This is a genomic window from Pseudomonas sp. SCA2728.1_7 (assembly GCF_018138145.1).
GTDB classification, from domain to species: Bacteria; Pseudomonadota; Gammaproteobacteria; order Pseudomonadales; family Pseudomonadaceae; genus Aquipseudomonas; species Aquipseudomonas koreensis_A.
This window is the reverse complement of sequence record NZ_CP073104.1, coordinates 4,452,354-4,475,670: the sequence shown is the minus strand read 5'-3', so window position 1 is coordinate 4,475,670 and position 23,317 is coordinate 4,452,354. Positions and strand designations below refer to the sequence as shown.

General features: G+C 60.2%; 24 protein-coding genes, 1 other RNA gene and 1 pseudogene. 11 read left to right on the top strand and 15 right to left on the bottom strand.

The genetic code is table 11. The annotated features are described in order from the left end of the window. Nucleotides 1–74 precede the first annotated feature (74 nt). Nucleotides 75–539, bottom strand: a complete 465-nt coding sequence (locus KBP52_RS19920) for an Lrp/AsnC family transcriptional regulator (protein ID WP_027610503.1) — start codon at nt 537–539, stop codon at nt 75–77. A gap of 126 nt (nt 540–665) precedes the next feature. On the opposite strand from KBP52_RS19920, the gene KBP52_RS19915 reads away from it, so the two are divergent. From KBP52_RS19915 to KBP52_RS19895, 5 genes are all read left to right on the top strand, one after another. Next, nucleotides 666–1,004 (top strand): hypothetical protein, encoded by a 339-nt coding sequence (locus tag KBP52_RS19915; RefSeq protein ID WP_212620812.1) that lies wholly within the window; start codon nt 666–668, stop codon nt 1,002–1,004. Between the two features lie 92 nt (nt 1,005–1,096). Further along, the gene (locus KBP52_RS19910) at nt 1,097–2,881 is read left to right on the top strand and encodes a GspE/PulE family protein (RefSeq protein ID WP_212620811.1); all 1,785 of its coding nucleotides are present in this window, start codon (nt 1,097–1,099) and stop codon (nt 2,879–2,881) included. An 80-nt stretch (nt 2,882–2,961) separates the two neighbouring features. Continuing rightward, nucleotides 2,962–3,882: an SPFH domain-containing protein gene (locus tag KBP52_RS19905; protein WP_016983812.1), complete on the top strand. Its 921-nt coding sequence runs from the start codon at nt 2,962–2,964 to the stop codon at nt 3,880–3,882. A gap of 3 nt (nt 3,883–3,885) precedes the next feature. Continuing rightward, nucleotides 3,886–4,329, top strand: a complete 444-nt coding sequence (locus tag KBP52_RS19900) for an NfeD family protein (RefSeq protein WP_077574968.1) — start codon at nt 3,886–3,888, stop codon at nt 4,327–4,329. A 67-nt stretch (nt 4,330–4,396) separates the two neighbouring features. Continuing rightward, nucleotides 4,397–4,717, top strand: a complete 321-nt coding sequence (locus KBP52_RS19895) for a DUF2388 domain-containing protein (RefSeq protein ID WP_212623149.1) — start codon at nt 4,397–4,399, stop codon at nt 4,715–4,717. A 176-nt stretch (nt 4,718–4,893) separates the two neighbouring features. Here KBP52_RS19895 and gcvP read toward each other — a convergent pair whose 3' ends face one another. From gcvP to KBP52_RS19845, 10 genes are all read right to left on the bottom strand, one after another. Next, the gene (gene gcvP / locus KBP52_RS19890; protein WP_212620810.1) at nt 4,894–7,767 is read right to left on the bottom strand and encodes an aminomethyl-transferring glycine dehydrogenase; all 2,874 of its coding nucleotides are present in this window, start codon (nt 7,765–7,767) and stop codon (nt 4,894–4,896) included. Between the two features lie 250 nt (nt 7,768–8,017). Further along, entirely contained in the window at nt 8,018–8,401 is a 384-nt protein-coding gene (gcvH, locus tag KBP52_RS19885) for a glycine cleavage system protein GcvH (protein ID WP_122596654.1), read from the bottom strand. Between the two features lie 49 nt (nt 8,402–8,450). Next, nucleotides 8,451–9,533: a glycine cleavage system aminomethyltransferase GcvT gene (gene gcvT / locus KBP52_RS19880; RefSeq protein WP_077574971.1), complete on the bottom strand. Its 1,083-nt coding sequence runs from the start codon at nt 9,531–9,533 to the stop codon at nt 8,451–8,453. Between the two features lie 156 nt (nt 9,534–9,689). Next, nucleotides 9,690–11,306 (bottom strand): iron ABC transporter permease, encoded by a 1,617-nt coding sequence (locus KBP52_RS19875; protein WP_212620809.1) that lies wholly within the window; start codon nt 11,304–11,306, stop codon nt 9,690–9,692. A gap of 362 nt (nt 11,307–11,668) precedes the next feature. Next, entirely contained in the window at nt 11,669–12,673 is a 1,005-nt protein-coding gene (locus KBP52_RS19870) for an extracellular solute-binding protein (RefSeq protein ID WP_077574973.1), read from the bottom strand. A gap of 221 nt (nt 12,674–12,894) precedes the next feature. Continuing rightward, nucleotides 12,895–14,112: a 2-octaprenyl-3-methyl-6-methoxy-1,4-benzoquinol hydroxylase gene (locus KBP52_RS19865; protein ID WP_212623148.1), complete on the bottom strand. Its 1,218-nt coding sequence runs from the start codon at nt 14,110–14,112 to the stop codon at nt 12,895–12,897. 9 nt (nt 14,113–14,121) lie between these two features. Beyond that, nucleotides 14,122–14,607, bottom strand: coding sequence for a DUF4442 domain-containing protein (locus tag KBP52_RS19860; protein ID WP_123593551.1), 486 nt, complete (start codon nt 14,605–14,607; stop codon nt 14,122–14,124). Next, nucleotides 14,600–15,787 carry a 2-octaprenyl-6-methoxyphenyl hydroxylase gene (ubiH, locus tag KBP52_RS19855; protein WP_077574976.1) on the bottom strand — a complete coding sequence of 396 codons (1,188 nt, stop codon included), beginning with the start codon at nt 15,785–15,787 and terminating at the stop codon, nt 14,600–14,602. The genes KBP52_RS19860 and ubiH overlap by 8 nt, the downstream gene beginning before the upstream one ends. Then, complete coding sequence (gene pepP / locus KBP52_RS19850; RefSeq protein ID WP_116028461.1) at nt 15,784–17,118, bottom strand: Xaa-Pro aminopeptidase; 1,335 nt, start codon at nt 17,116–17,118, stop codon at nt 15,784–15,786. The genes ubiH and pepP overlap by 4 nt, the downstream gene beginning before the upstream one ends. A gap of 27 nt (nt 17,119–17,145) precedes the next feature. Continuing rightward, nucleotides 17,146–17,706: a YecA family protein gene (locus tag KBP52_RS19845; protein ID WP_212620808.1), complete on the bottom strand. Its 561-nt coding sequence runs from the start codon at nt 17,704–17,706 to the stop codon at nt 17,146–17,148. Nucleotides 17,707–17,836: 130 nt separating this feature from the next. On the opposite strand from KBP52_RS19845, the gene KBP52_RS19840 reads away from it, so the two are divergent. From KBP52_RS19840 to KBP52_RS19825, 4 genes and pseudogenes are all read left to right on the top strand, one after another. Further along, nucleotides 17,837–18,046 carry a TIGR02449 family protein gene (locus KBP52_RS19840; protein ID WP_007911197.1) on the top strand — a complete coding sequence of 70 codons (210 nt, stop codon included), beginning with the start codon at nt 17,837–17,839 and terminating at the stop codon, nt 18,044–18,046. Next, nucleotides 18,043–18,360, top strand: coding sequence for a cell division protein ZapA (locus KBP52_RS19835; RefSeq protein WP_034151990.1), 318 nt, complete (start codon nt 18,043–18,045; stop codon nt 18,358–18,360). The genes KBP52_RS19840 and KBP52_RS19835 overlap by 4 nt, the downstream gene beginning before the upstream one ends. A gap of 30 nt (nt 18,361–18,390) precedes the next feature. After that, nucleotides 18,391–18,569: non-coding RNA, 6S RNA (gene ssrS / locus KBP52_RS19830), on the top strand. Nucleotides 18,570–18,648: 79 nt separating this feature from the next. Beyond that, nucleotides 18,649–19,251 (top strand): annotated as a pseudogene (locus KBP52_RS19825) (5-formyltetrahydrofolate cyclo-ligase); the annotation flags it as partial. A 39-nt stretch (nt 19,252–19,290) separates the two neighbouring features. Here the strand turns inward: KBP52_RS19825 and KBP52_RS19820 are convergent. Continuing rightward, nucleotides 19,291–19,446, bottom strand: coding sequence for a hypothetical protein (locus KBP52_RS19820; protein ID WP_007911192.1), 156 nt, complete (start codon nt 19,444–19,446; stop codon nt 19,291–19,293). Between the two features lie 198 nt (nt 19,447–19,644). Between KBP52_RS19820 and KBP52_RS19815 the strand changes: the two genes are divergently transcribed. After that, nucleotides 19,645–20,097, top strand: coding sequence for an EVE domain-containing protein (locus KBP52_RS19815; RefSeq protein ID WP_123593548.1), 453 nt, complete (start codon nt 19,645–19,647; stop codon nt 20,095–20,097). A gap of 115 nt (nt 20,098–20,212) precedes the next feature. Here KBP52_RS19815 and KBP52_RS19810 read toward each other — a convergent pair whose 3' ends face one another. Then, a complete protein-coding gene (locus KBP52_RS19810; protein WP_116028465.1) occupies nt 20,213–20,620 on the bottom strand; it encodes a flagellar basal body-associated protein FliL in 408 nt (135 codons plus the stop codon). A 150-nt stretch (nt 20,621–20,770) separates the two neighbouring features. On the opposite strand from KBP52_RS19810, the gene KBP52_RS19805 reads away from it, so the two are divergent. Then, nucleotides 20,771–21,748: an NADPH:quinone oxidoreductase family protein gene (locus tag KBP52_RS19805; protein ID WP_212620807.1), complete on the top strand. Its 978-nt coding sequence runs from the start codon at nt 20,771–20,773 to the stop codon at nt 21,746–21,748. A 54-nt stretch (nt 21,749–21,802) separates the two neighbouring features. Here the strand turns inward: KBP52_RS19805 and KBP52_RS19800 are convergent, their stop codons facing one another. Both KBP52_RS19800 and KBP52_RS19795 read right to left on the bottom strand, forming a co-directional pair. Then, on the bottom strand, nt 21,803–22,417 hold the full coding sequence (locus KBP52_RS19800; protein ID WP_116028467.1) for an energy transducer TonB: 615 nt from the start codon (nt 22,415–22,417) through the stop codon (nt 21,803–21,805). Nucleotides 22,418–22,605: 188 nt separating this feature from the next. Continuing rightward, nucleotides 22,606–23,223, bottom strand: coding sequence for a flagellar basal body-associated protein FliL (locus KBP52_RS19795; RefSeq protein ID WP_212620806.1), 618 nt, complete (start codon nt 23,221–23,223; stop codon nt 22,606–22,608). Nucleotides 23,224–23,317 lie beyond the last annotated feature (94 nt).

Here is a 23,317-nt window from a genome sequence, read left to right as displayed (position 1 = left end):
CAGGCTCGCTCCCACATTGGAATGCAATCCCCTGTGGGAGCGAGCCTGCTCGCGAAGAGGCCAGCCGCCTTACCTCAAACCGGCAGGCTGGTGGTGGATTTGATCTCCGACAGCGCCACAATCGAATTCACTTCCTGAATCCCCGGCACCAGCGACAGTTTCTCGAAAAAGAACCGCTCATACGCCTCGATGTCCGCCGCGACAATCCGCAGCAAAAAATCCACCGCGCCCATCAGCACATAACACTCCAGCACTTCCGGAAAGCCGCGAATCGCCTCGGTGAACTCGGTGAAGTTCGAACGCCCGTGCGCGTTGAGTTTGATCTCGGCAAAGATCTGCGTGTTCAGGCCGATCTTCTTGCGATCGAGCAAGGTCACCTGGCCACGAATGATGCCCTCCTCCTTCATCCGCTGAATCCGCCGCCAGCACGGCGACTGGGACAAGCCCACCTGCTCGGCGATCTGCGCGCTGGACAGTGAAGCGTCCTCTTGCAGCAAGGCGAGAATCCTGCGGTCGTAGCTGTCCAGCTCACTGTGCATAGAAAAACCTCGATTACGTATTTCCGCGAATTGATCTTTTCGATCAACCGTCATTAACGCCGATCATAGCCAAGAAATACCCCGCGACGAATGTAAAAATTCCTCCAGAAATTTTGGAGACTCGCCATGCCGCACCTCGAAGCCGTCACCACCCCGCCAACCCGCGCCGATGTCTGGAACGTCAGCAACGTCCATTGCCTGGCGCAGTATCAGATCCTCGCAGAGGCTGAGCCGGACTTGCTGGTGCGGGTGCTCAACCTGTTCGCGTTGCAGTTCCTCACACCCGAGCAGGTCAACGTGCAGCGCATGGACGATCTGCTGTCGATCGACCTGGTCATGGGCGGATTGAGCTGGCATCGCGCGCAAGTGATCGCGGAAAAACTTCGTAACCTGATCAGCGTCTGCACGGTCAATCTGCAAAACGCCGACAGCGCTTGGGATGCGCCTGCGCAAGCGGCCGGCTGACAGATCCGGCAACGGCTTCGTCGGGTAGTGGCCCAACGGTCTGCGGGGCCACGACTATCCTTTTGCGCACTGTCGCTCAAAAGGAAGCCCGCATGTCCGTTCAACTCGCCACTCAGGACCGCTGGCTGGAACTCAACGAGGTGCTGCGTGAACTGGTCGCCCAAGGCTTTATCGGCCAGGACGCGGCGGAGCAGGCGCTGAACGCCCGTCGCCGTCACCCCGCCCACGGCCAGATGCATCCGCTGGAATTCATCGCCAGTCAGCAACTCGACGACCTTAGCCGTCCAGGCAAACACCTCGACCTGGAGAGCCTGACCCTGTGGCTGGCGCAGCAGGCCGGCCAGCCGTATTTGCGTATCGATCCGCTAAAGATCAACGTCGCCGCGATCACGCCATTGATGTCCTACGCCTTCGCACAACGGCACAAGATTCTCGCCGTGGCGGTCGACCGGGATTCGGTCACCGTGGCCAGCGCCCAGCCTTATGTCACCGGCTGGGAGGCCGATCTCACCCATGTATTGAAGCTGCCAATCAAACGGGTGGTGGCCAACCCGGCGGACATCCAGCGCTTCAGTGTCGAGTTTTTCCGCCTGGCGAAATCGGTCAGCGGCGCCAGCAATGCCGACGCTCAGAGCGGTAACCTCGGCAATTTCGAACAACTGCTCAACCTCGGCGCCAGCGACCAGGAGCCGGACGCCAACGACGCGCACATCGTCAACATCGTTGACTGGCTGTTTCAGTACGCCTTTCAGCAGCGGGCCAGTGATATCCATATCGAACCGCGCCGCGAGCAAGGCACCGTGCGCTTTCGCATCGACGGCGTGCTGCACAACGTTTATCAATTCCCGCCGCAGGTGACCATGGCAATTGTCAGTCGCCTTAAAAGCCTCGGGCGGATGAACGTCGCCGAGAAGCGCAAACCCCAGGACGGCCGGGTCAAGACCAAGACCCCGGACGGCGGTGAAGTCGAGCTGCGCCTTTCGACCCTGCCTACAGCGTTCGGCGAAAAAATGGTCATGCGGATTTTCGACCCGGAAGTGCTGCTCAAGGATTTCGACCAGTTGGGTTTCAGCGCCGATGACCTGCGCCGCTGGCAGGACATGACCCGCCAGCCCAACGGCATCATTCTGGTCACCGGGCCGACCGGCTCGGGCAAGACCACCACGCTGTACACCACGCTGAAAAAACTGGCGACGCCGGAGGTCAACCTCTGCACCATCGAAGACCCGATCGAGATGGTCGAGCCGGCGTTCAACCAGATGCAGGTGCAGCACAACATCGACCTGAGCTTCGCCGCCGGCGTGCGCGCACTGATGCGGCAAGACCCGGACATCATCATGATCGGCGAGATCCGCGACCTGGAAACCGCTGAAATGGCGATTCAGGCGGCGCTCACCGGACACTTGGTGCTGTCGACATTGCACACCAACGACGCCCCCAGCGCGATCAGTCGTCTGCTCGAACTCGGCGTGCCGCACTACCTGATCAAAGCCACCGTGCTCGGGGTCATGGCCCAGCGTTTGGTGCGCACCTTGTGTCCGCATTGCAAGGCGCCGCTGACGCTCGAAGAAGAAGACTGGCAAACCCTGACCCGCCCGTGGCAAGCGCCGTTGCCGAGCAACGCGCAACGCGCCATCGGTTGCGTGGAATGCCGCGACACCGGCTATCGCGGCCGCGCCGGGGTCTACGAAATCATGCAACTGAGCGACAGCCTCAAGGCTTTCATTACCCCGGATACCGACCTCACCGCCATTCGGCGCCAGGCCTTCAAGGAAGGCATGCGTAGCCTGCGTCTGTCCGGCGCGCAGAAAGTTGCGGCAGGGCTGACCACGGTTGAAGAGGTGTTGCGCGTGACGCCGCAGAGTGAGCTCAAATGAGCAAATTGCCATCAATCAGTTCTTAACCCCGGGCCACGCCGTTACACTTGCGCCACTGATCTATCCAACAAGGAATCGTTATGCAGACCGGAAGTGTACTTTTACTGTTTGTGGCCCTGGCCGTCGCCATCCTGTTCATGGGCTTCAAAGTCGTGCCGCAAGGGTTCGAGTGGACGGTCGAGCGCTTCGGGCGCTACACCAACACCCTCAAGCCTGGGCTGAACATCATCATTCCGGTGATGGACCGGATCGGGCGCAAGATCAACGTGATGGAAAGCGTGCTGGATATCCCGCCGCAGGAAGTCATCACCGCCGACAACGCCACGGTGCAGATCGATGCGGTGTGCTTTTTCCAGGTAGTGAACACCGCCCAGGCCGCGTACGAGGTGAACAACCTTGAGCACGCCATTCGTAATCTGCTGCAAACCAACATCCGCACCGTGCTCGGCTCGATGGAACTCGATGCGATGCTCAGCCAGCGTGACAACATCAACGAACGTCTGCTGCGCACCGTCGACGAAGCCACCGCGCCGTGGGGCATCAAGATCACCCGGATCGAAATCAAGGACATCAGCCCGCCTGCCGATCTGATGGCGGCGATGTCCGGGCAGATGAAAGCCGAGCGGATCAAACGCGCGCAAATCCTCGAAGCCGAAGGCCTGCGCGCCTCGGCGATCCTTACCGCCGAGGGCAAGAAGCAGGCACAGATTCTCGAAGCCGAAGGTAGTCGTCAGGCCGCATTCCTCGAGTCGGAAGCCCGTGAGCGTCAGGCCGAAGCCGAAGCTCAGGCGACCAAAGTGGTGTCCGAGGCCATCGCTGGCGGTAACGTTCAGGCGGTCAACTATTTCGTTGCACAGAAATACATCGACGCGCTGGGCAAACTGGCGTCGGCCAACAACAGCAAAGTGATCCTGATGCCGCTGGAAGCCAGTTCGATGATCGGCGCCGTGGGCGGGATCGGCGAAATCGTCAAGGCGACCTTCGACGGCAAGAAGGCCTGAGTCATGCCCACCGAACTGTTCACCTTCTGGAGCTGGCTGGGGCTGGGCACCGTGTTGCTGATCCTCGAAGTGTTCGGGGCGGGCGGCTACCTGTTGTGGATCGGCATGGCAGCGGCCGCTGTCGGCGTCACTACGTTCGTGTTGCCAACCCTGCCGTGGGAGATTCAACTGCTGCTGTTTGCCGTGTTTTCGATTCTCACGGCGCTGTATTGGTGGCGCCGTCAGCGCACGGCAGTGCGCAGCAGCGATCAACCACTGCTGAACCTGCGCGGTCAGGAATTGATCGGCAAAGTGTTCGTGGTCAGTGAGGCGATTGTCGACGGTCGCGGCAAGATCAAGGTGGCCGATGGCGTGTGGATCGCTCGCGGGCCGGACACAGCGCTCGGCGAACGCGTGCGCGTGACCGGGCAGCAGGGTGCGGTTTTGCTAGTGGAACACGCCGAATAGCCGGGTACGGAACCGGATCGGGGAAATGGCGATCCAACGCCTCAGTTAACCCCCCAGGAGTCATCTCATCATGCGTCTCAAACTTGCTGCTGCCACACTGGCCTTGCTGTCCCTTCCCGTTGGTTCGGCCATGGCGGACAGCTTTTGGCGTAACGTCATTTCGTCCGGTGCGACTACCGGTTCGACTTACCTGACCTTCAAGGATCACAAACTGATCGTCGCCGCTCAGGACGATGCCGGCAGTTTCGTTGCCAGCGACGGCGGCATTCGTGGGCCGTATCTGGAAGCAGCGATGCAGAAAGTCCGCGCCGACAATCCGGGCCTGCAGGCGACAGACATGGAACTGGCGAATGCGATTCTGGCGAAGAACGCCGTGGCTTCCGAGTAACAAAAAATGCCGCTCAAATGAGCGGCATTTTTTTGCCCGGATTTCAGGATCACCACAATCCCTTGTAGGAGTGAGCCTGCTCGCGATAGCGGTGTATCAGCAAATTCTCCGGTGACTGATTCACCGCTATCGCGAGCAGGCTCACTCCTACAGGAGACAGTGTGCCACCAGAGAGTTCAGCGGTAATCATCCACCGGGACGCAGGCGCAGAACAGGTTGCGATCGCCGTAGACATTGTCGACCCGATTCACCGCCGGCCAATACTTGTGCGCCTTGGTGTGCGCATCCGGGGTAATGCCCTGCTCGATGCTGTAGGGCCGCTCCCAAACTCCGGTGACATCCGCCAGGGTATGCGGCGCTCGTTTCAACGGGTTGTCCTCGGCCGGCCAGTTGCCGTTCTGCACCTCAGTGATTTCTGCGCGAATGCTCAACATTGCACCGATAAAGCGGTCCAGTTCAGCCTTGGATTCACTCTCGGTCGGCTCGACCATCAAGGTTCCCGGCACCGGGAAGGACATGGTCGGCGCATGGAAACCGTAATCCATCAGACGCTTGGCGACGTCCTCCTCACTGATCCCGGTCTGCGCCTTCAATGGCCGCAAATCCAGAATGCATTCATGAGCCACGCGCCCATTGCGCCCGGTATACAACACCGGGAACGCACCGGATAAATGTTGCGCCAGGTAATTCGCTGCCAGAATCGCCACCTCGCTGGCATCCGCCAACTGTGGGCCCATCATGGCGATGTACATCCAACTGATCGGCAGAATACTTGCACTGCCCCATGGCGCCGCGCTGACGGCGCCGTTCTGCGCCAACGGCCCATCGATTGGCACCACCGGGTGATTGGCGACGAACGGCGCCAGATGCGCACGAATGCCGATCGGGCCCATGCCCGGCCCACCGCCGCCATGGGGAATGCAGAAAGTCTTGTGCAGGTTCATATGGGACACGTCGGCGCCGATGTCCGCCGGCCGCGCCAGCCCGACCTGCGCGTTGAGGTTGGCGCCGTCCATGTACACCTGACCGCCATGCTTGTGGATAACCTCGCAGATCTCGCTGATGCCCTCCTCGTACACACCGTGAGTCGACGGATAGGTTGCCATCAGGCACGACAACTTATCCCCAGCCTCGGCGGCTTTCGCTTTCAAATCCGGCAGATCGACGTTGCCCGCCTCGTCGCATTCGACGATCACCACGCGCATTCCGGCCATCTGCGCCGAGGCCGGGTTGGTGCCGTGGGCCGAGGACGGAATCAGGCAGATATCCCGCGCACCCTGCTGACGGCTCTCATGATATTTGCGGATCGCCAGCAGCCCGGCGTACTCGCCTTGGGCGCCGGAGTTGGGCTGCATGCAGATCGCATCGAACCCGGTGATTGCGCACAGCCAGCGCTCCAGCTCCTCGATCATCAATGTGTAACCGACGGCCTGCTCGCGGGGCACAAACGGATGCAGATTGGCGAATTGCGGCCAGGTAATCGGGATCATTTCGCTGGTGGCGTTGAGTTTCATGGTGCAGGAGCCCAGCGGGATCATCGACTGGTTGAGCGCCAGATCCTTGTTTTCCAGTTGTTTGAGATAGCGCAGCATCTCGGTTTCGCTGTGATGAGCGTTGAACACCGGGTGGCGCAGGTACGGGGTTTTGCGCTGAAGGTTGTCGGGGATGCCCGAGCTCAGGGCTTCAGCGTCAAGTTCATCGACATTCAACCCATGATCGGCGCCGAGCAGCACATCGAACAGCTTGGCCACGGTGCTCTCATCGCACGTCTCATCGAGACTCAGCCCCACTCGACCGCGCCCGAGTATTCTCAGATTGATCTGTGCGGCTTGAGCGCTTTCGATAATCGCGGTTTGCGCACCGCCGACGTCCAGCGTCAGGGTGTCGAAGAACTGCGCATTGACCCGACTGATGCCTTTGCGCTCAAGCCCGGCCGCCAGAATGCAGGTCAACCGATGCGTGCGCTGGGCGATGCGTTTCAAACCTTCCGGGCCGTGATACACCGCGTAGAAACTGGCGATGTTGGCCAGCAGCACCTGCGCGGTGCAGATGTTCGAATTGGCCTTCTCACGGCGGATATGTTGCTCGCGGGTTTGCAACGCCATGCGCAGCGCCACGTTGCCCCGGGCATCTTTCGACACACCGATGATCCGCCCCGGAATCGCCCGTTTGTATTCCTCGCGACTGGCAAAGAACGCCGCGTGCGGACCGCCATAACCCATCGGCACGCCAAAGCGCTGGGACGAGCCGAACACCACATCGGCGCCCAGTTCGCCCGGCGGTGTCAGCAACAGCAAGCTCAACAAATCGGTCGCCACACACGCCAGGGCCTGCTGCGCATGCAAGTGATCGATCAACGGCCGCAGATCACGGATCTCGCCGTGAGTGTCGGGATACTGCAGCAGCGCGCCAAACACCTGATGCTGTTTCAAGTTATCCACAGCGTCGATGATCAGCTCGAAACCGAAGCCTTCGGCGCGGGTCTGCACCACGGAAATGGTTTGCGGATGACAGTTCTCATCGACGAAGAACAGGTTGCTCTTCGACTTCGCCACACGCTTGGCCAGCGCCATGGCTTCCGCCGCTGCCGTGGCTTCATCGAGCAGTGAGGCGTTGGCCAATTCGAGCCCGGTGAGGTCGATGGTCAACTGCTGAAAATTCAGCAGCGCTTCGAGCCGGCCCTGGGCGATCTCCGGTTGATACGGCGTGTACGCGGTGTACCAGCCGGGATTTTCCAGGACGTTGCGCAGGATGACGGTCGGCGTCAGTGTGCCGTGATAGCCCATGCCGATCAGGCTGGTCCAGACCTGATTCTGTTCGGCATAACCGCGCAGTTTGGCCAGCGCTGCTTGTTCATCCAGCGCCGGTGGCAGGTCGAGCGCGCGATTGAAGCGAATGCCTGGCGGCACCGTTTGCTCGATCAGTTCGATTCGACTACCGAGGCCGAGACTGTCGAGCATCGCCTGTTGTTCGGCGATGTCGGGACCGAGGTGGCGGCGCAGAAAAGCGTCGGGATCGCGTAACTGGCTCAGGGACGGCAACTGGGACATGACGGGCTCTCTCTTGGCTGGCGCTCGGCGTCAATGCAACACGGTCAAACCAGCATAGCAGCCCACATGGCAACCCATTTTCAGTGCACCGCGTCCCCCTGTAGGAGTGAGCCTGCTCGCGATAGCGGTGTGTCAGTCAGCATTAATGTGTCTGAAAGAGCGCTATCGCGAGCAGGCTCACTCCTACAGGGGATTTGTATCGCCCATGAAAAAGCCCCGACGAGTCGGGGCTTTGGGTATTGCTTAACGCTTACTCTCCGATGGCGGCCTTGTACGCCGCTGCATCCAGCAGCTTGTCCAGCTCAGCCTTGTCGCTTGGCTTGAGCTTGAAGATCCACGCGCCATACGGGTCGGAGTTCAGCAGCTCAGGCGAGCCGCCCAGCTCTTCGTTGATTGCGATCACTTCACCGCTGATCGGCGAATAGATGTCGGAAGCAGCTTTCACCGATTCAACGACGCCAGCCTGATCTTCAGCGGCGAACACCTTGCCCACTTCAGTCAGCTCGACGAACACCACATCGCCCAGCGCTTCCTGCGCGTGATCGCTGATGCCCACGGTGACGGTGCCGTCGGCTTCCAGACGTGCCCATTCATGACTTTCGGCAAAACGCAGTTCAGCGGGGATATTGCTCATCTTCGGTGTCCTCGGAATTGGGTCAGCGGTCATGCCCGCCGGAAAAAGGTTAGATCAAAGTTTTGCCGTGGCGTACGAAGGTCGGTTTGACCACTCGCACCGGGTACCACTTGCCACGGATTTCCACTTCGGCGCGGTCGGCGGTTGCCATCGGAACACGCGCCAGGGCAATCGATTTGCTTAGCGTAGGAGAGAAACTACCACTGGTGATCTCCCCTTCGCCAACATCGGCGATGCGAACCACTTGATGAGCGCGCAAAACGCCGCGTTCTTCCAGCACCAGGCCGACCAGTTTGTGCGCAACGCCGGCGGCTTTTTCCGCTTCCAGCGCAGTGCGACCGATGAACTGGCGCGAGGCCGGTTCCCAGGCAATGCTCCAGGCCATGTTCGACGCCAGCGGCGAAACGTCCTGATGAATGTCCTGACCGTAGAGGTTCATTCCGGCCTCAACGCGCAGAGTGTCGCGGGCGCCGAGGCCGATCGGGGAAATACCGGCGCCGACCAGATCGTTGAAGAACCCCGGCGCCTGACTGGCCGGCAGGCAGATTTCCAGACCATCTTCACCGGTATAACCGGTACGGGCGATAAACCAGTCACCGTCGGTGTAGCCTTCGAATGGCTTGAGGTGCTGGATCAGCGTGGCGCGCGACTGGGTCACCAGTTCGGCAATCTTGTGCCGGGCCTGTGGACCTTGAATGGCGAGCATCGCCAGTTCGGCGCGCTCGTGCAGCTGCACGTCGTAATCGCCGCGCTGCGCGTTCATCCAGGCCAGATCCTGATCGCGGGTGGAAGCGTTGAACACCAGTCGATAAGCGTCGTCGAGGCGGTAGACGATCATGTCGTCGACGATGCCGCCGCGCTCGTTGAGCATGGTGCTGTACAACGCACGGCCAGGGCGATGCAGGCGGTCGACATCATTGGCCAGCAAATGCTGCAACCAGGCTTTGGCCTGGGGGCCGGTGACATCGATCACGGTCATGTGGGATACATCGAACACCCCGCAATCGCGGCGCACTTCGTGGTGTTCCTCGACCTGCGAGCCGTAATGCAGAGGCATGTCCCAACCGCCAAAATCGACCATCTTCGCGCCGAGGGCGAGATGCAGGTCATACAGAGGCGTACGCTGTCCCATGGGTTTCTCCTTCCGGGCGTGGCGAAGGTGCGGACAGTCGCTGCACAGCGTGAAAGCCTTGTAATAGAAGGCTTTCAGCCAATTTCAGCGAAAAGATCTGTCAGACGAACCGCACCGAATGCCGCGCATTGTAGCCGCATGATTCAGGACTCACTACTAAGTGTTTCGATGGGCAGAGCGGCGAATCAGGCCGATGACCGGTAACAATCCGACCAGAACCAGGGTCAGCGCTGGCAACGACGCACGCGCCCATTCGCCTTCGCTGGTCATTTCAAAGATGCGTACGGCCAGCGTGTCCCAGCCAAATGGGCGCATCAGCAGGGTCGCGGGCATTTCCTTGAGCACATCGACGAACACCAGCAACGCCGCGCTCAACGTGCCGGGCAGTAACAACGGCAGATACACTTTGAAAAACAGTCGCGGCCCACTGACACCCAGGCTACGTGCCGCTTCGGGCAAAGATGGCCGTATACGCGCCAGACTGCTTTCCAGCGGGCCGTAAGCGACCGCGATGAAACGCACCAGATAAGCCATCAACAGTGCCGCCAGGCTGCCAAGCAGTAACGGTTTGCCTGCGCCACCGAGCCATCCGGAGAGCGGGATGACCAATTCTCGATCCAAGTAACTGAAGGCCAGCATGATCGACACCGCCAGCACCGAACCCGGCAAGGCGTAGCCAAGGTTGGCCAGACCAACACCAGAGTTGATCGCCTGCGTCGGCGCCAGCCTCCGGGCAAACGCAAGCAGTAGGGCAACACTGACCGTAATCAGCGCCGCCATGCCGCCCAGATACAGGGTGTGCAGGATCAGCCCGGCGTAGCGCTCATCGAGATCGAAACGCCCGCGCTGCCAGAACCAGACGATCAGTTGCAGCATCGGAATGACGAAAGCGCAGGCGAACACCAATCCACACCAACTCATCGCCGCGAGGGCCTTGAATCCGCGCAAGTGATACAAGGCTTTGACCCGTGGCCGCTCGTTGCTTGCCCGGTTGGCACCGCGCGCACGGCGTTCACCGTAGAGCACCAACATCACCACCAGCAGCAACAGGCTGGCCAGTTGCGCGGCGCTCGGCAGGCTGAAGAAGCCGTACCAGGTTTTGTAGATGGCGGTGGTGAAGGTGTCGAAGTTGAACACCGACACTGCACCGAAATCGGCCAGGGTTTCCATCAGCGCCAGCGCCACGCCCGAACCGATGGCCGGACGCGCCATCGGCAACGCCACCCGCCAGAAGGCTTGCCACGGCGACTGGCCAAGTACCCGTGCGGCTTCCATCAGGCCTTTGCCCTGGGCGAGGAACGCGGTGCGCGCCAGCAGGTAAACGTAGGGATAAAAGACCAGCACCAGCACGATGATCACCCCGCCGGTGGAGCGCACCCGTGGCAGGCGCAGACCGGTGCCGAACCATTCGCGCAGCAGGGTCTGTACGGGGCCGGCGAAGTCGAGCAGGCCGACGAAGACGAACGCCAGTACGTAGGCCGGAATGGCGAAAGGCAGCATCAGCGCCCAGTCGAGCCAGCGCCGCCCGGGGAACTCGCAAAGGCTGGTGAGCCAGGCGAGGCTGACGCCGAGCAGCGTCACACCGACACCGACGCCAACGACCAGCGTCAGAGTATTGCCCAGCAGGCGTGGCATCTGGGTTTCCCACAGGTGCGACCAGATTTGCTGGTCGATGGTCTGCCAGGAGAGCAGCAGAACGCTCAGGGGCAACAGCACCAGCGCGGCGATGGCGAAGACGATGGGGTACCAGCGGCGTTGGGCAGGGTGGGCCACTTTTGGGTCTCTGGGGGATTGGGGTGTTCTTGGGTTGAGTATTTCAGGTTGGGATTGTTGCCCTCACCCTAGCCCTCTCCCGGAGGGAGAGGGGACTGACCGCGTAGTTTATGAGAATTACGCCGACCTGAGATATCGAGTCGAACTCAGGATTTGAATTCAACATAGATCGACTCCCTCTCCCAGAGGAAGAGGGGACTGACCGAGGTGCTCATGCAAGCTACATCGACCTGAGATATCGAGTCGAACTCAGGTTTCGAAAACACTACAAGTCGGCTCCCTCTCCCTCCGGGCGGTCCGACGTTTCGGGAGGGCTGGGGTGAGGGCAGCGATCTAAAGTGAGCAGCGTTATCGGAACAGACTCAATTCCAACCCGCCCGATCCATCATCCGGATCGCCTCAGCCTGACGCTTGCCCGCCACTTCCACCGGTAAAGTATCGGCAATGAACTTGCCCCACGCCGCCACTTCTTCCGAAGGTGCTACCGCCGGGTTGGCCGGGAATTCCTGGTTCACGTCAGCAAAGATCTTCTGCGCCTCAGGTGTAGTCATCCACTCAACCAAAGCCTTCGCCGCTTCCGGGTGCGGTGCATGCTTGGTCAGGCCAATGCCCGACAGATTGACATGCACACCCCGATCGGCCTGATTCGGCCAGAACAGTTTTACCGGCAACTCCGGCTTCTGCTTGTGCAGGCGACCGTAGTAGTACGTGTTGACGATGCCAACGTCGCACTGCCCGGCATTGATCGCTTCGAGCACCGCGACGTCATCGGAGAACACATCGGTGGAGAGGTTGTTGACCCAGCCCTTGAGGATCTTCTCGGTCTTTTCGGCACCGTGGACTTCGATCATGGTCGCGGTCAGCGACTGGTTGTAGACCTTTTTCGCCGTTCGCAGGCACAGGCGCCCTTCCCAGTTCTTGTCGGCCAGTGCTTCGTAGGTGGTCAGTTCGCCCGGTTTCACCCGTTCGGTGGAGTAGGCGATGGTCCGCGCGCGCAGGCTCAGACCGGTCCAGGCATGGCTGGACGAGCGATATTGCAGCGGGATGTTGGCGTCGATGGTTTTCGAAGTGAACGGCTGGAGGATGCCCATCTGCTCGGCCTGCCAGAGGTTGCCGGCATCAACGGTGAGCAGCAGGTCGGCGGTAGCATTTTCACCCTCGGCCTTGATGCGCTGCATCAGCGGCGCTTCCTTGTCGGTGATGAACTTGATCTTCACCCCGGTCTTGGCGGTGTAGGCATCGAAGACCGGTTTGATCAGTTCATCGATGCGCGACGAGTAAACCACCACCTCATCAGCGGCCTGGGCCGTTGTGCTACCGATCAGGGTCAGGGCCAGTGCGGTCAGAAGACGCTTGGGTGCCAACATGGGAGTGGTCTCTCGGTCGGAAAATGTGGGCCAAATGATAAGGACTCACATTTACCACCTCAATCGAACTCTTTTTGAAGGAGTTACCAGATGTTGCACAGTTTGAAAATTGTGGTGCCTGGACGGGCGCCATCGCGAGCAGGCTCACTCCTACATTTGAAATGCGATCCCCTGTAGGAGTGAGCCTGCTCGCGATGAGGCCATCAGCAGCAACGAAAAGATCAAGGCTTGGCGAGGGCCGGAAGATCACCGGTCAATCCGAGTGCTTCACGCACAAAAAGCGCCTTCGCTTCGGGCATCTGCTCCACCAGCTTCAACCCGGCATTCCTCAACCAACGCACCGGCAACGGATCCGCCTGAAACAACCGCTCAAACCCTTCCATCGCCGCCATCAACGCCAAGTTATGCGGCATGCGCCGACGCTCGTAACGGCTCAACACCTTCACATCGGCCAAACGCTCACCGCGCTCCGCCGCCTGCAACAGCACTTCCGCCAACACCGCCGCATCGAGGAAACCCAGGTTTACGCCCTGCCCCGCCAACGGGTGAATGGTGTGCGCCGCATCGCCGATCAGCGCCAGCCCTTCGGCCACGTAACGCTTGGCATGACGCTGACGCAGCGGCACGCACAGGCGTGGATCGGCACTGATCACTTCGCCGAGTCGCCCTTCAAAGGCACGCTCCAGCTCACGGCAGAAATCCGCTTCGTCCAGCGCCATCAAGCGCTCGGCCTCACTCGGGGTGGTCGACCAGACGATCGAACACCAATCCTGCTGACCATCACGCTCCAGCGGCAAAAACGCCAGCGGCCCGTGATCGGTAAAGCGCTGCCACGCGGTCATCTGGTGCGATTTGCTGCTGCGCACGCTGGTAACGATGGCGTGATGCAGGTAATCCCACTCACGCGTCGCCACACCGGTCAGACGGCGCACTGCCGAGTTGGCACCGTCAGCGGCAATCACCAGCGGCGCGCGCAACTGCCGACAGTCAGCCAACGTCAGCAGCCAGTCATCGCCGGAGCGGCGCATCTGCTCCAGCCGCGCATTGGCCAGCATGCCCAGATCGCAATCGTGCAGACGGTCGAGCAAGGCGTCCTGCACCACACGGTTTTCGACGATATGCCCCAGCACCTCGGCGTGCACACTGCTCGCCGAGAAATGAATCTGCCCGGTGCCGCTGCCGTCCCAGACGTGCATGTCGGTGTATGGACTGCTGCGGCGTTTGGCGATGCCTTCCCACACGCCGAGGCGTTCAAGAATGCGCTGGCTGGCTGCCGACAAGGCACTCACTCGCGGCTCAAAAGCGGCTTCGGCGTCGAAGGGTTTGACGCTCAACGGGCTGCCGTCGAGCAGCAGGACTTCGAGGCCGCTGTCCTGCAACGCCAACGCCAAAGCGCTGCCGACCATTCCGGCTCCGACAATCAGCAGATCTGCGCGCATTTCCATGCTTTAAGCCTGTCTCGCTTGCGGCTTGAGCCGCACGTAAAGGGTTTTTCCGACCCGCGCCACCAGATTGCCGGCGCCGTCATGAATGTCGACCTGCAACTGCGGCAGGTATTTCTCGCCATCGGCGGTCTGCCGGCGGATTTCGGCGAGCAAGGTCTCGTCGATAGTGAAGCGGGCGAACACCGGGCCTTTGCCCGGTGCGATGAAATCGATGTCGGCAGCCTTGTCCCAGACGATGTAGCGCGAACCGAGGTTTTCCATGAGCATCAGCATGAAAAACGGATCGACCATTGAATACAGACTGCCGCCAAACTGCGTGCCGACGTAGTTGCGGTTGTACCAGCCCAGGCCCATCGACACCTGCACATCGCGAAAGTCATCGCTGATGTGCCGAACCCGAACACCGGCGCCGAGGTACGGCGGGTAGAACGTCATCACCCAGCGCATCAATCGTGCTTTACCGAATTTGCCGCTTAACCACTTAAGCATCCGGTCGTGTTCCCAAACCCATGGCCTGACGGGCAAACCAGCGCTTGGCCGGTGGCAGCAGATCAAGGCCGAGCAGGCCGATGTTGCGCCCCAGCGAAACCAGCGGTTGCGTGCTGCCGAACAGGCGCGTGACCTGATCGGAGAAACCGACGGTGAGATCCTGATCGAGACGCTGACGCTCGCGATACGTCTGCAACGTGGCGAGGTCGCCGAGCGGTTTATCGCTGGCCAACAGCGCAGCCGCCAAGGCATCGGCATCACGCAGCGACAGATTGAAACCCTGCCCGGCAATCGGGTGCAGGCTGTGCGCCGCATTGCCGAGCACGGCCAGATGCGAGCGCACTTGTTCTTCGGCCTCGACCAGCGTCAGCGGATACAAATGCCGTGCGCCGACCTGTTTCAGCGTGCCGAGGCGGTAGCCGAACACGCCCTGCAATTCGCTGAGGAAATCGCGCTCGCTCAGATCGGCCAAGCGCTGCGCGTCCATACCCAAACGGGTCCAGACCAAAGCGCAGCGGTTTTCCGGCAGTGGCAGCAGCGCCATCGGCCCTTCGTCGGTGAAGCGCTCGAAGGCCATGCCGTTGTGCGCTTCGCTCGGGGTGATGTTGGCGATCAGCGCGCTCTGGTTGTACGGACGCTTGCGCACGTTGATGCCCAACTGCTCGCGCAGCCCGGAGCGACCGCCATCGGCGAGTACCGCGAGGTCGCATTCAAGGGTGGTTTCATCATTGAGGGTCAGGCGATAGCCGTCGGGCAGCGGTTCCATGCGCGTGACTTCCGCCGGGCAGCGCCAGCTGATCACGTCTTTGTCGACGTGCTGCCACAGGCACTGACCGAGCCAGGCGTTTTCCACCACGTAACCGAGTGCCGGCACGCCCTCTTCCATCGCCGACAAGCGCGCGGTGGAGAAGCGGCCACGGTCGGAAACGTGAATCTGTTTGATCGGCTCGGCACGGCGGGAGATTTCCTGCCACACGCCCAAGCGTTGATAGATCTGTCGCGAGCCGAAGGACAACGCCGAGGAACGTGCGTCGTAGCTCGGCTGCCAACTGTCACCGGGAGCGAACGGTTCGATCAGCACGATCTTCCAGCCACGCGCCTTGGCTCCGGCCTGCAAGGCCAACGCCAGACTGGCGCCGACCAGACCGCCACCGATGATTGCCAGATTGACTCGACTCATGCCGCGTGGGTCCTTGCTTGCGCCATCAGCGCTTCGATTTCTGCGACGGTTTTCGGCACGCCGCTGGTGAGGATTTCACAGCCCGTTTTGGTCACCACCACGTCGTCCTCGATGCGCACGCCAATGCCGCGCCATTTCTTCGCGACGTTCTGATTGTCCGGGGCGATATAAATGCCCGGCTCCACGGTCAGCGCCATGCCGACTTCCAGCACGCGCCATTCGCCGCCGACCTTGTACTCGCCGACGTCATGCACATCCATACCCAGCCAGTGGCCGGCGCGGTGCATGTAAAACGCTTTATAGGCTTCGCTGGCGATCAATTCGTCGACTTCGCCTTGCAGCAATCCGAGTTTCACCAAGCCTGTGGTGATCACCCGAACCGTGGCTTCATGTGCCTGATTCCAATGCTTGTTCGGGGCGATTTCGGCGAATGCGGCTTCCTGCGAGGCCAATACCAATTCGTAGATCGCTTTCTGCTCCGGCGAAAACTTGCCGTTGACCGGCCAGGTGCGGGTGATGTCGCTGGCGTAGCAATCAATCTCGCAGCCAGCGTCGATCAGCACCAGATCACCGTCCTTGAGCAGCGCGTCATTCTGCTGGTAATGCAGGATGCAGCTGTTGCGCCCGGCGGCGACGATCGAGCCGTAGGCCGGCATCTTCGCTCCGCCCTTGCGGAATTCGTAATCGAGCTCGGCTTCGAGGCTGTACTCGTAAAGCCCGGCCCGACTGGCCTGCATCGCGCGAATATGCGCCTGCGCCGAAATCCGTGCGGCTTCGCGCATCACCTTCACTTCTGCCGCCGATTTATACAGGCGCATGTCGTGCAGCAGATGATCCAGGGCAACGAATTCGTTCGGCGGCTGGGCACCGAGGTGCGCCTTGGAGCGGATCACGTTGATCCAGTCCATCAGGTGACGATCGAATTCGGGGTTGCTGCCCATCGCCGAATACACCCGGTCACGGCCTTCGATCAGGCCCGGGAGAATGTCGTCGATGTCGGTAATCGGAAAGGCGTCGTCGGCACCGAAGTCGCGGATCGCGCCTTCCTGGCCTGCGCGCAAGCCGTCCCACAACTCGCGTTCGGCGTTGCGTTCACGACAGAACAGCACGTACTCGCCATGCTCACGGCCGGGCATAAGGACGATGACAGCCTGCGGCTCGGGAAAACCACTGAGGTACTGGAAGTCGCTGTCCTGCCGATAGACGTGCTCGACGTCGCGGTTGCGAATGGCCACCGCGGCGGCGGGCAGGATCGCGATGCTGTTGGGTTCCATCTGCGCCATCAGGGCCTTGCGGCGACGGCTGTATTCCGCTTTCGGGATATGGGTCATGGGCAGATGGCTTTCCCTGGCACGCGATTAATGCAGCGACGGCTTGGCGGCTGGCGGCACGTTGGCTTTCTTGGTTTCCGAGAACAGCAGCAGCGGCGCAACTCGCAGGTATTCCATGACTTCCATGTAGTCGGTCTCGCCGTCTTCGGATTCTTCCAGGGCATCTTGCACCTGAGAAATGGCGGCCAGATCCTGCAGCACTTCGGTGGCTTCAGTGCTGAGCATGCTGCTGTCGCGGCAGTTCAGGCCGAAACCGCTGAGGAAGCCCTGGCACCACTCGCCCAGTGCAGCGGCGCGGTCGGCCAGTGGCGCGTCATCGGTCGGCAGCAGCAGAACGACAGTGACATCGTCGCCGGTCAGCTCGCCTTTGACCATCTCTTGCAGGCCGATCAGGGCGTTGCGGACGGTGTCCTGGATGTCGCCTTCGAGCAGTTCGGCGGCGTCGATCAGCCAGCCTTCGTTATCGAAGCCGGCACCGGCGCAACTGCGCCCGAGCAGCACGCCGTGCAGTTCGGCAGGCGAAACGTTGTGGCCGCTGGAGGTCAGCAGGGTGGCAAAGGCTTTGTAAGGGGAATTCGCAATGGTCATGGGCAGCTAGGCGCCAGACGGCGCTATGTCTAGAATGAAGGCCTTGTATCCTACATCGACAGACTCGCCAAGACTATTAAAGGCTGTCCGCCAGCTATCCCATCAGACAGACTCCGACCCAGTGGACACAATGGAAGACACCGACCTGCAAGCGCTGATGGCCAGACTCGAACTGCTGATTGGCCGAGTCGAGCAACTAAAGAGTCAAAACGCACTCTTACTAGCTCAGGAAAAAACCTGGCGCGAGGAACGCGCTCACCTCATTGAAAAAAACGAAATCGCCCGGCGTAAGGTCGAATCGATGATTTCGCGCCTCAAGGCCCTGGAGCAAGACTCATGAGTTCAAGCAATAGCGTCACCGTGCAGATCCTCGACAAAGAGTATTCGATCATCTGCCCGCAGGAAGAACGCAGCAATCTGGTCAGCGCCGCGCGCTACCTCGATGGCAAGATGCGCGAAATCCGCAGCAGCGGCAAAGTCATCGGTGCCGATCGCATTGCTGTGATGGCCGCGCTGAACATCACCCATGACCTCTTGCACAAAGAAGAGCGCCCGGATATCCAGGCCAGCGGCTCGACCCGCGAACAGGTGCGTGACTTGCTCGATCGTGTCGATCTGGTGCTGGCCGACGATCAGAACACCACCAAGGGCTGATTCGACTGGCCGCTTGCGGTATACTCGCGGCACTCCCTGGGGTGCTTGCCAGTTGACGATGTCCCTGAGCCGATTCGCACTACCCTGGAAGTTGCACGTTGGGCTGGTGTGCATGTCCGCTAGACGGAAAGCCTTAAAGTCTACTGCATCTTCCACCTTGAACTTTCGGGTTCAAGGGCTAAGTTGACAGCGGTTCATCCGGGGAGCCTGATTCGAATCCGATGTCGGTGAAAACCGCCATCGGATTTTTTATGCGTACGTTTTCGTCCAACCTGCCGAAGCCGAACCATGACCGAACCCGCGCTACTGCCCCGCCCGCAACTCCGCCGCCTGCTGCGCAAGGCGCGCCGTTCGCTGAGCAAAAGCGAACAACGCGAGGCTGCCAAAGGCCTGTACCGGCAATTGGCGCAAGACCCGCATTTTCGCCGGGCCAGACATATCTCTCTATATTTACCCACCGACGGTGAAATCGATCCGCGCCTGCTGTTGCGTGAAGCACAGCGTCGGGGCAAGGCGACGTACCTGCCGGTGCTCAGCGCCTGGCCGCGAACCAAGATGGTTTTCCAGCGGATTCGTCCCGGCGAGAAACTCAAACCCAATCGCTTCCGCATTCTCGAGCCGCGCGCCAATCTGGCGCAGCAACGCAAGGTCTGGGCACTGGATCTGGTGTTGTTGCCGTTGGTAGGGTTTGACGATGTCGGCGGACGCCTGGGGATGGGTGGCGGTTTCTATGATCGCAGTCTGGCGTATCTGGCTCGACGCAAAAACTGGCGCAAGCCGACGTTGCTGGGGCTGGCCCATGAGTGTCAGAAGGTCGAGCGATTGGCGCAGGCGAGCTGGGATGTACCGTTACAAGGCACGGTCAGCGACAAGGCGTGGTATTTCGCAGGATAGGACGCCGCGCAGATCAGCGGCGTCGGGAAAGCAGTTTCAGCGCTTGAAGGCTGTCGACTGTTGTACTTGCTGTGCAACTTCAATCGGCGCGTCGGCCTTGTTCGCCCACAGGCTTTGCGCGTAACCGGTGGTCACGACGCCCAGGCCAAACAAAATTACCAAAGTCCATAGTAAATCCGGTTTGCGTTTCATCGATTGCCCCCCTCAAGGCACATCATCACGATGACAGCAGCGGTTTCCGTTTGTAGGCCGTGCAGCAGCGTCAAGCTTTAAAGGCCGGCATTTTGCGACAACGTGAACCTGCGCGCAAACGCTGACGTCAACCGACTGTCGGTTTGTCATAAAATTGCCCGACAACCTGCCCAATGACCGTTTCAGGAGCAAAAAACCATGGCCTATTGGCTGATGAAGTCCGAGCCCGACGAACTCTCGATCAAAGGTCTGGAAAAACTCGGCAAAGCGCGCTGGGACGGGGTTCGCAACTATCAGGCACGCAACTTCCTGCGCGCGATGGCGGTGGGCGATGAGTTCTTTTTCTATCATTCCAGCTGCCCGGAGCCAGGGATTGCCGGGATCGGCAAAATAATCGAAGCGGCGTACCCGGATCCCACCGCACTGGAGCCGGAGAGTCATTACTTCGATCCGAAGGCTACGCAGGAGAAGAACGCGTGGAGTGCGATTGACGTTGAACACGTCGAGACGTTTACCCGGGTGTTGAAGCTGGATTATCTGAAGCAGCAGACGGCGCTGGCGGAGATGCCGTTGGTACAGAAGGGATCAAGATTGTCGGTGATGCCGGTGACGCCGGAGCAGTGGGCTGCGGTGATTGCGCTCAAGCCTTGAAGAATATGTTGCCTGAAACATCGCCATCGCGAGCAGGCTCACTCCTACAGGGGAACGCATTCCAACTGTAGGAGTGAGCCTGCTCGCGATGGGGCCAGCCCGGACAACGAATGGCTTATTGAATGATCAGGTTGTTGAACAACAGATCTTCAACCACCGGTTTGCCGGTCTCATCATTCATCACTTGCTGGGTCTGCTTCAACGCTTCCTGACGCAGCTTTTCCTTGCCTTCGATGCTGGCCATCGCATCAGAGGTCTGCTGAGTGAACAGCGCCACCAGTTGATTGCGAATCAGCGGCTCGTTGGCCTTGACCAGTTTGCTCGCCTCTTCGCCGGTCACGCGCAATGCCACATCGGCCTTGTAGACCTTGAGCTTCGGCGTACCGTCCAGCCCGTAGTTCCCCACGAACGGTGGACTCAGGGTGATGTAGCTTACCTTCGGCGCCTCGCCTTCTTTGGCTTCTTCGGCCAGCGCTGCCACAGGCAGAGACAGGGCCAGCAACAACATGATCCACGCTTTCACAATTCGCTCCTTATCCGGTTTGCGGCCTAGCATAACGACCCGCCGCGCAAGCACAAGCTTATGGCTGACTATCAGGGCCGGGCATGCTCGTTGACCCGTTGACTGACACACCTACACTTATCGGCCATCACTCCCAAAGGAATAGCCCTGATGAAAGCCGTGCTGTGCAAAGCCTTCGGCCCTGCCGAATCGCTGGTGCTGGAAGAGGTCGCCAGCCCCGCCCCGAAGAAGAATGAAATCCTGCTGGACGTGCACGCCGCCGGGGTCAACTTCCCGGATACGCTGATCATCGAGGGCAAGTATCAGTTCAAGCCGCCCTTCCCGTTCTCGCCGGGTGGTGAAGCGGCCGGTGTGGTGCGTGAAGTCGGGGAAAAGGTCAGCCACCTCAAGGTTGGCGATCGGGTCATGGCCCTGACCGGTTGGGGCAGCTTCGCCGAACAAGTCGCCGTGCCGGGCTACAACGTCTTGCCGATTCCGCCGTCGATGGATTTCAACATCGCCGCCGCCTTCAGCATGACCTACGGCACCTCGATGCATGCACTCAAGCAGCGCGCCAACCTGCAACCGGGGGAAACCCTGCTTGTACTCGGTGCTTCCGGCGGGGTCGGCCTGGCTGCCGTCGAAATCGGCAAAGCCATGGGCGCCCGGGTGATTGCTGCCGCCAGCAGTGCCGAGAAACTCGCAGTAGCCAAGGCAGCCGGCGCCGACGAGTTGATCAACTACAGCGAAACCAGCCTCAAAGACGAAATCAAACGCCTCACCGATGGCCAGGGTGCCGATGTGATTCACGACCCGGTTGGCGGTGACCTGTTCGATCAAGCCATCCGCGCTATCGCCTGGAACGGTCGCTTGCTGGTAGTCGGCTTCGCCAGCGGCCGGATCCCCGAACTGCCGGTCAACCTCGCCCTGCTCAAAGGCGCGGCTGTACTGGGTGTGTTTTGGGGGTCTTTTGCCCAGCGTCAGCCACAAGACAACGCGGCGAACTTTCAGCAGTTATTCGGCTGGTTTGCCGAGGGCAAGTTGAAACCGCTGGTGTCGCAGGTCTATCCGCTGAGCAATGCGGCGCAGGCGATCAATGATCTTGGCCAGCGCAAGGCGGTGGGCAAGGTGGTGGTGCAGGTGCGCTGAGTAACCTTTCGATAAAGGCCAGAATGTCCGGCTCGGTCATACTGGCTTTTGTTATCAGAGCAACTCACGAATCTCCGTGGGCAACAGGCTTATGAATTTGCGCGTGGGGCTCTCTCGACAAGCCCTGACGATCTTCTCAACCTGCCGATTCATCCTGGCGATCATCGCCAGACGCTGCTCATCCGGAAGCTGGGTTTTATGGAAGACGTTCGATAGATAGGCGCGGGTTTGTGCGAACGCCGCCGAATCGATCCATGAATACTCGGCAATGTTGGCGAGGTTCTCGTTGACCGTTCGGCATCGCAAGACTTTCAGTTGCCGGTTGACGTGAATGGGTTGATCCAGATCGAGCCGAAAGACTATCGGCGCGACGACTTCCTGCTTTTCGGGTTTGTCCTCCTCTACAGCCCAAGGCTTGAAACGCCACTGCACCAGCGCAACTCTGACCGCTTCAGCCAGATCGGGGTGGTCGCTTTTCAGAATGCTGATTTCGCTGACTGAGCCATCCGCCCTGACGATGAAACGAGCCTTAACCTCTCCCGTAATCCCTGCCCTGGACAATGCCAGTGGATAAATTGGTCGGGGGTTGTCTTCGGGAATCAACAGCGCCCCCGCCGCTTGCACGACACCGCCGACCAGCAACAAAAGCAACGCCACAATCCACCGCATGATCCGCTCCCTAAGCACCCGAATGCCGATCCCGGCAACAGCACAAAGGTTACGGAGCTATGACGTTTAACTGAATGGCGCAACTTCTGCTTTGGACGCAGGACGTTTCCCAAGACACAACGGTAAATCGGGCGAACGCACCACGCGAATGCTTAAAGGTAACTTTTCTGACGGACCCTATTACCGTTTCAGCCTGCAATATCGCCTGGCATCAGTTGTTCCTGAACCTTCTCGCTTCGCGACTGGATCAACTGCCCCCTGTCGTCGAAGCGCAAAACAATCAGCCAGTCGTAGATATCCACCGGCCATTTCGGCTGACCGATCAGTGCCGGGCCATCGCCGCCGAAAGCGGCAATCAGCTTATTGATGTGGCCGTGATGCCAGGCGATCAGCACGGTTTTCGCCTGATTATTCTTGCGCAGCGAGCTGACCAGTTTGTCGACGTCGTTATTGGCGTAGGGCTGCTCGATCGGCAGTTGCAGGCGCTGGGACAGTGGAATCAGCGTCTGTCGCGGGCGGATGCTTTCCGGGCTGTCGGCGGTAGCGATCAGACGTTGGGGTGTGAGTGTCTGGTCGTCCAACTGCAAAGAGGTGAAATAGTCCGCGTAAGCTGCGGCGCGCTGTTCGCCCCGGGCATTGAGTTCTCGGCCGACATCAGGCTTTTCCGCATGGCGGACGATCAATACGGTGACATTGCGCAGGCCTGGTGCTGCAGAACCTTGGGCGAAGCTCAGTGCCAACACTGAAACAGTCACCGCTGCGACCATCAACAGTCTGGGCAATAGCCTGCGAACTTTCGGGGTCATCGTTTATCTCGAGATATCAGTCGATCTGTAGATCGCGAGTCTAAGACACAACGTCCCGACCGCCACAAAAACGCCCTGTTCTTACAGCTGAGCG

Coding starts and splice junctions, on each gene's coding strand:
- KBP52_RS19920 (WP_027610503.1), bottom strand. CDS start 539: ATGCACAGTGAGCTGGACAGCTACGACCGCAGGATTCTCGCCTTGCTG.
- KBP52_RS19915 (WP_212620812.1), top strand. CDS start 666: ATGCCGCACCTCGAAGCCGTCACCACCCCGCCAACCCGCGCCGATGTC.
- KBP52_RS19910 (WP_212620811.1), top strand. CDS start 1,097: ATGTCCGTTCAACTCGCCACTCAGGACCGCTGGCTGGAACTCAACGAG.
- KBP52_RS19905 (WP_016983812.1), top strand. CDS start 2,962: ATGCAGACCGGAAGTGTACTTTTACTGTTTGTGGCCCTGGCCGTCGCC.
- KBP52_RS19900 (WP_077574968.1), top strand. CDS start 3,886: ATGCCCACCGAACTGTTCACCTTCTGGAGCTGGCTGGGGCTGGGCACC.
- gcvP (WP_212620810.1), bottom strand. CDS start 7,767: ATGTCCCAGTTGCCGTCCCTGAGCCAGTTACGCGATCCCGACGCTTTT.
- gcvH (WP_122596654.1), bottom strand. CDS start 8,401: ATGAGCAATATCCCCGCTGAACTGCGTTTTGCCGAAAGTCATGAATGG.
- gcvT (WP_077574971.1), bottom strand. CDS start 9,533: ATGGGACAGCGTACGCCTCTGTATGACCTGCATCTCGCCCTCGGCGCG.
- KBP52_RS19870 (WP_077574973.1), bottom strand. CDS start 12,673: ATGTTGGCACCCAAGCGTCTTCTGACCGCACTGGCCCTGACCCTGATC.
- KBP52_RS19865 (WP_212623148.1), bottom strand. CDS start 14,112: ATGCGCGCAGATCTGCTGATTGTCGGAGCCGGAATGGTCGGCAGCGCT.
- KBP52_RS19860 (WP_123593551.1), bottom strand. CDS start 14,607: ATGCTTAAGTGGTTAAGCGGCAAATTCGGTAAAGCACGATTGATGCGC.
- ubiH (WP_077574976.1), bottom strand. CDS start 15,787: ATGAGTCGAGTCAATCTGGCAATCATCGGTGGCGGTCTGGTCGGCGCC.
- pepP (WP_116028461.1), bottom strand. CDS start 17,118: ATGACCCATATCCCGAAAGCGGAATACAGCCGTCGCCGCAAGGCCCTG.
- KBP52_RS19845 (WP_212620808.1), bottom strand. CDS start 17,706: ATGACCATTGCGAATTCCCCTTACAAAGCCTTTGCCACCCTGCTGACC.
- KBP52_RS19840 (WP_007911197.1), top strand. CDS start 17,837: ATGGAAGACACCGACCTGCAAGCGCTGATGGCCAGACTCGAACTGCTG.
- KBP52_RS19835 (WP_034151990.1), top strand. CDS start 18,043: ATGAGTTCAAGCAATAGCGTCACCGTGCAGATCCTCGACAAAGAGTAT.
- KBP52_RS19820 (WP_007911192.1), bottom strand. CDS start 19,446: ATGAAACGCAAACCGGATTTACTATGGACTTTGGTAATTTTGTTTGGC.
- KBP52_RS19815 (WP_123593548.1), top strand. CDS start 19,645: ATGGCCTATTGGCTGATGAAGTCCGAGCCCGACGAACTCTCGATCAAA.
- KBP52_RS19805 (WP_212620807.1), top strand. CDS start 20,771: ATGAAAGCCGTGCTGTGCAAAGCCTTCGGCCCTGCCGAATCGCTGGTG.
- KBP52_RS19800 (WP_116028467.1), bottom strand. CDS start 22,417: ATGCGGTGGATTGTGGCGTTGCTTTTGTTGCTGGTCGGCGGTGTCGTG.
- KBP52_RS19795 (WP_212620806.1), bottom strand. CDS start 23,223: ATGACCCCGAAAGTTCGCAGGCTATTGCCCAGACTGTTGATGGTCGCA.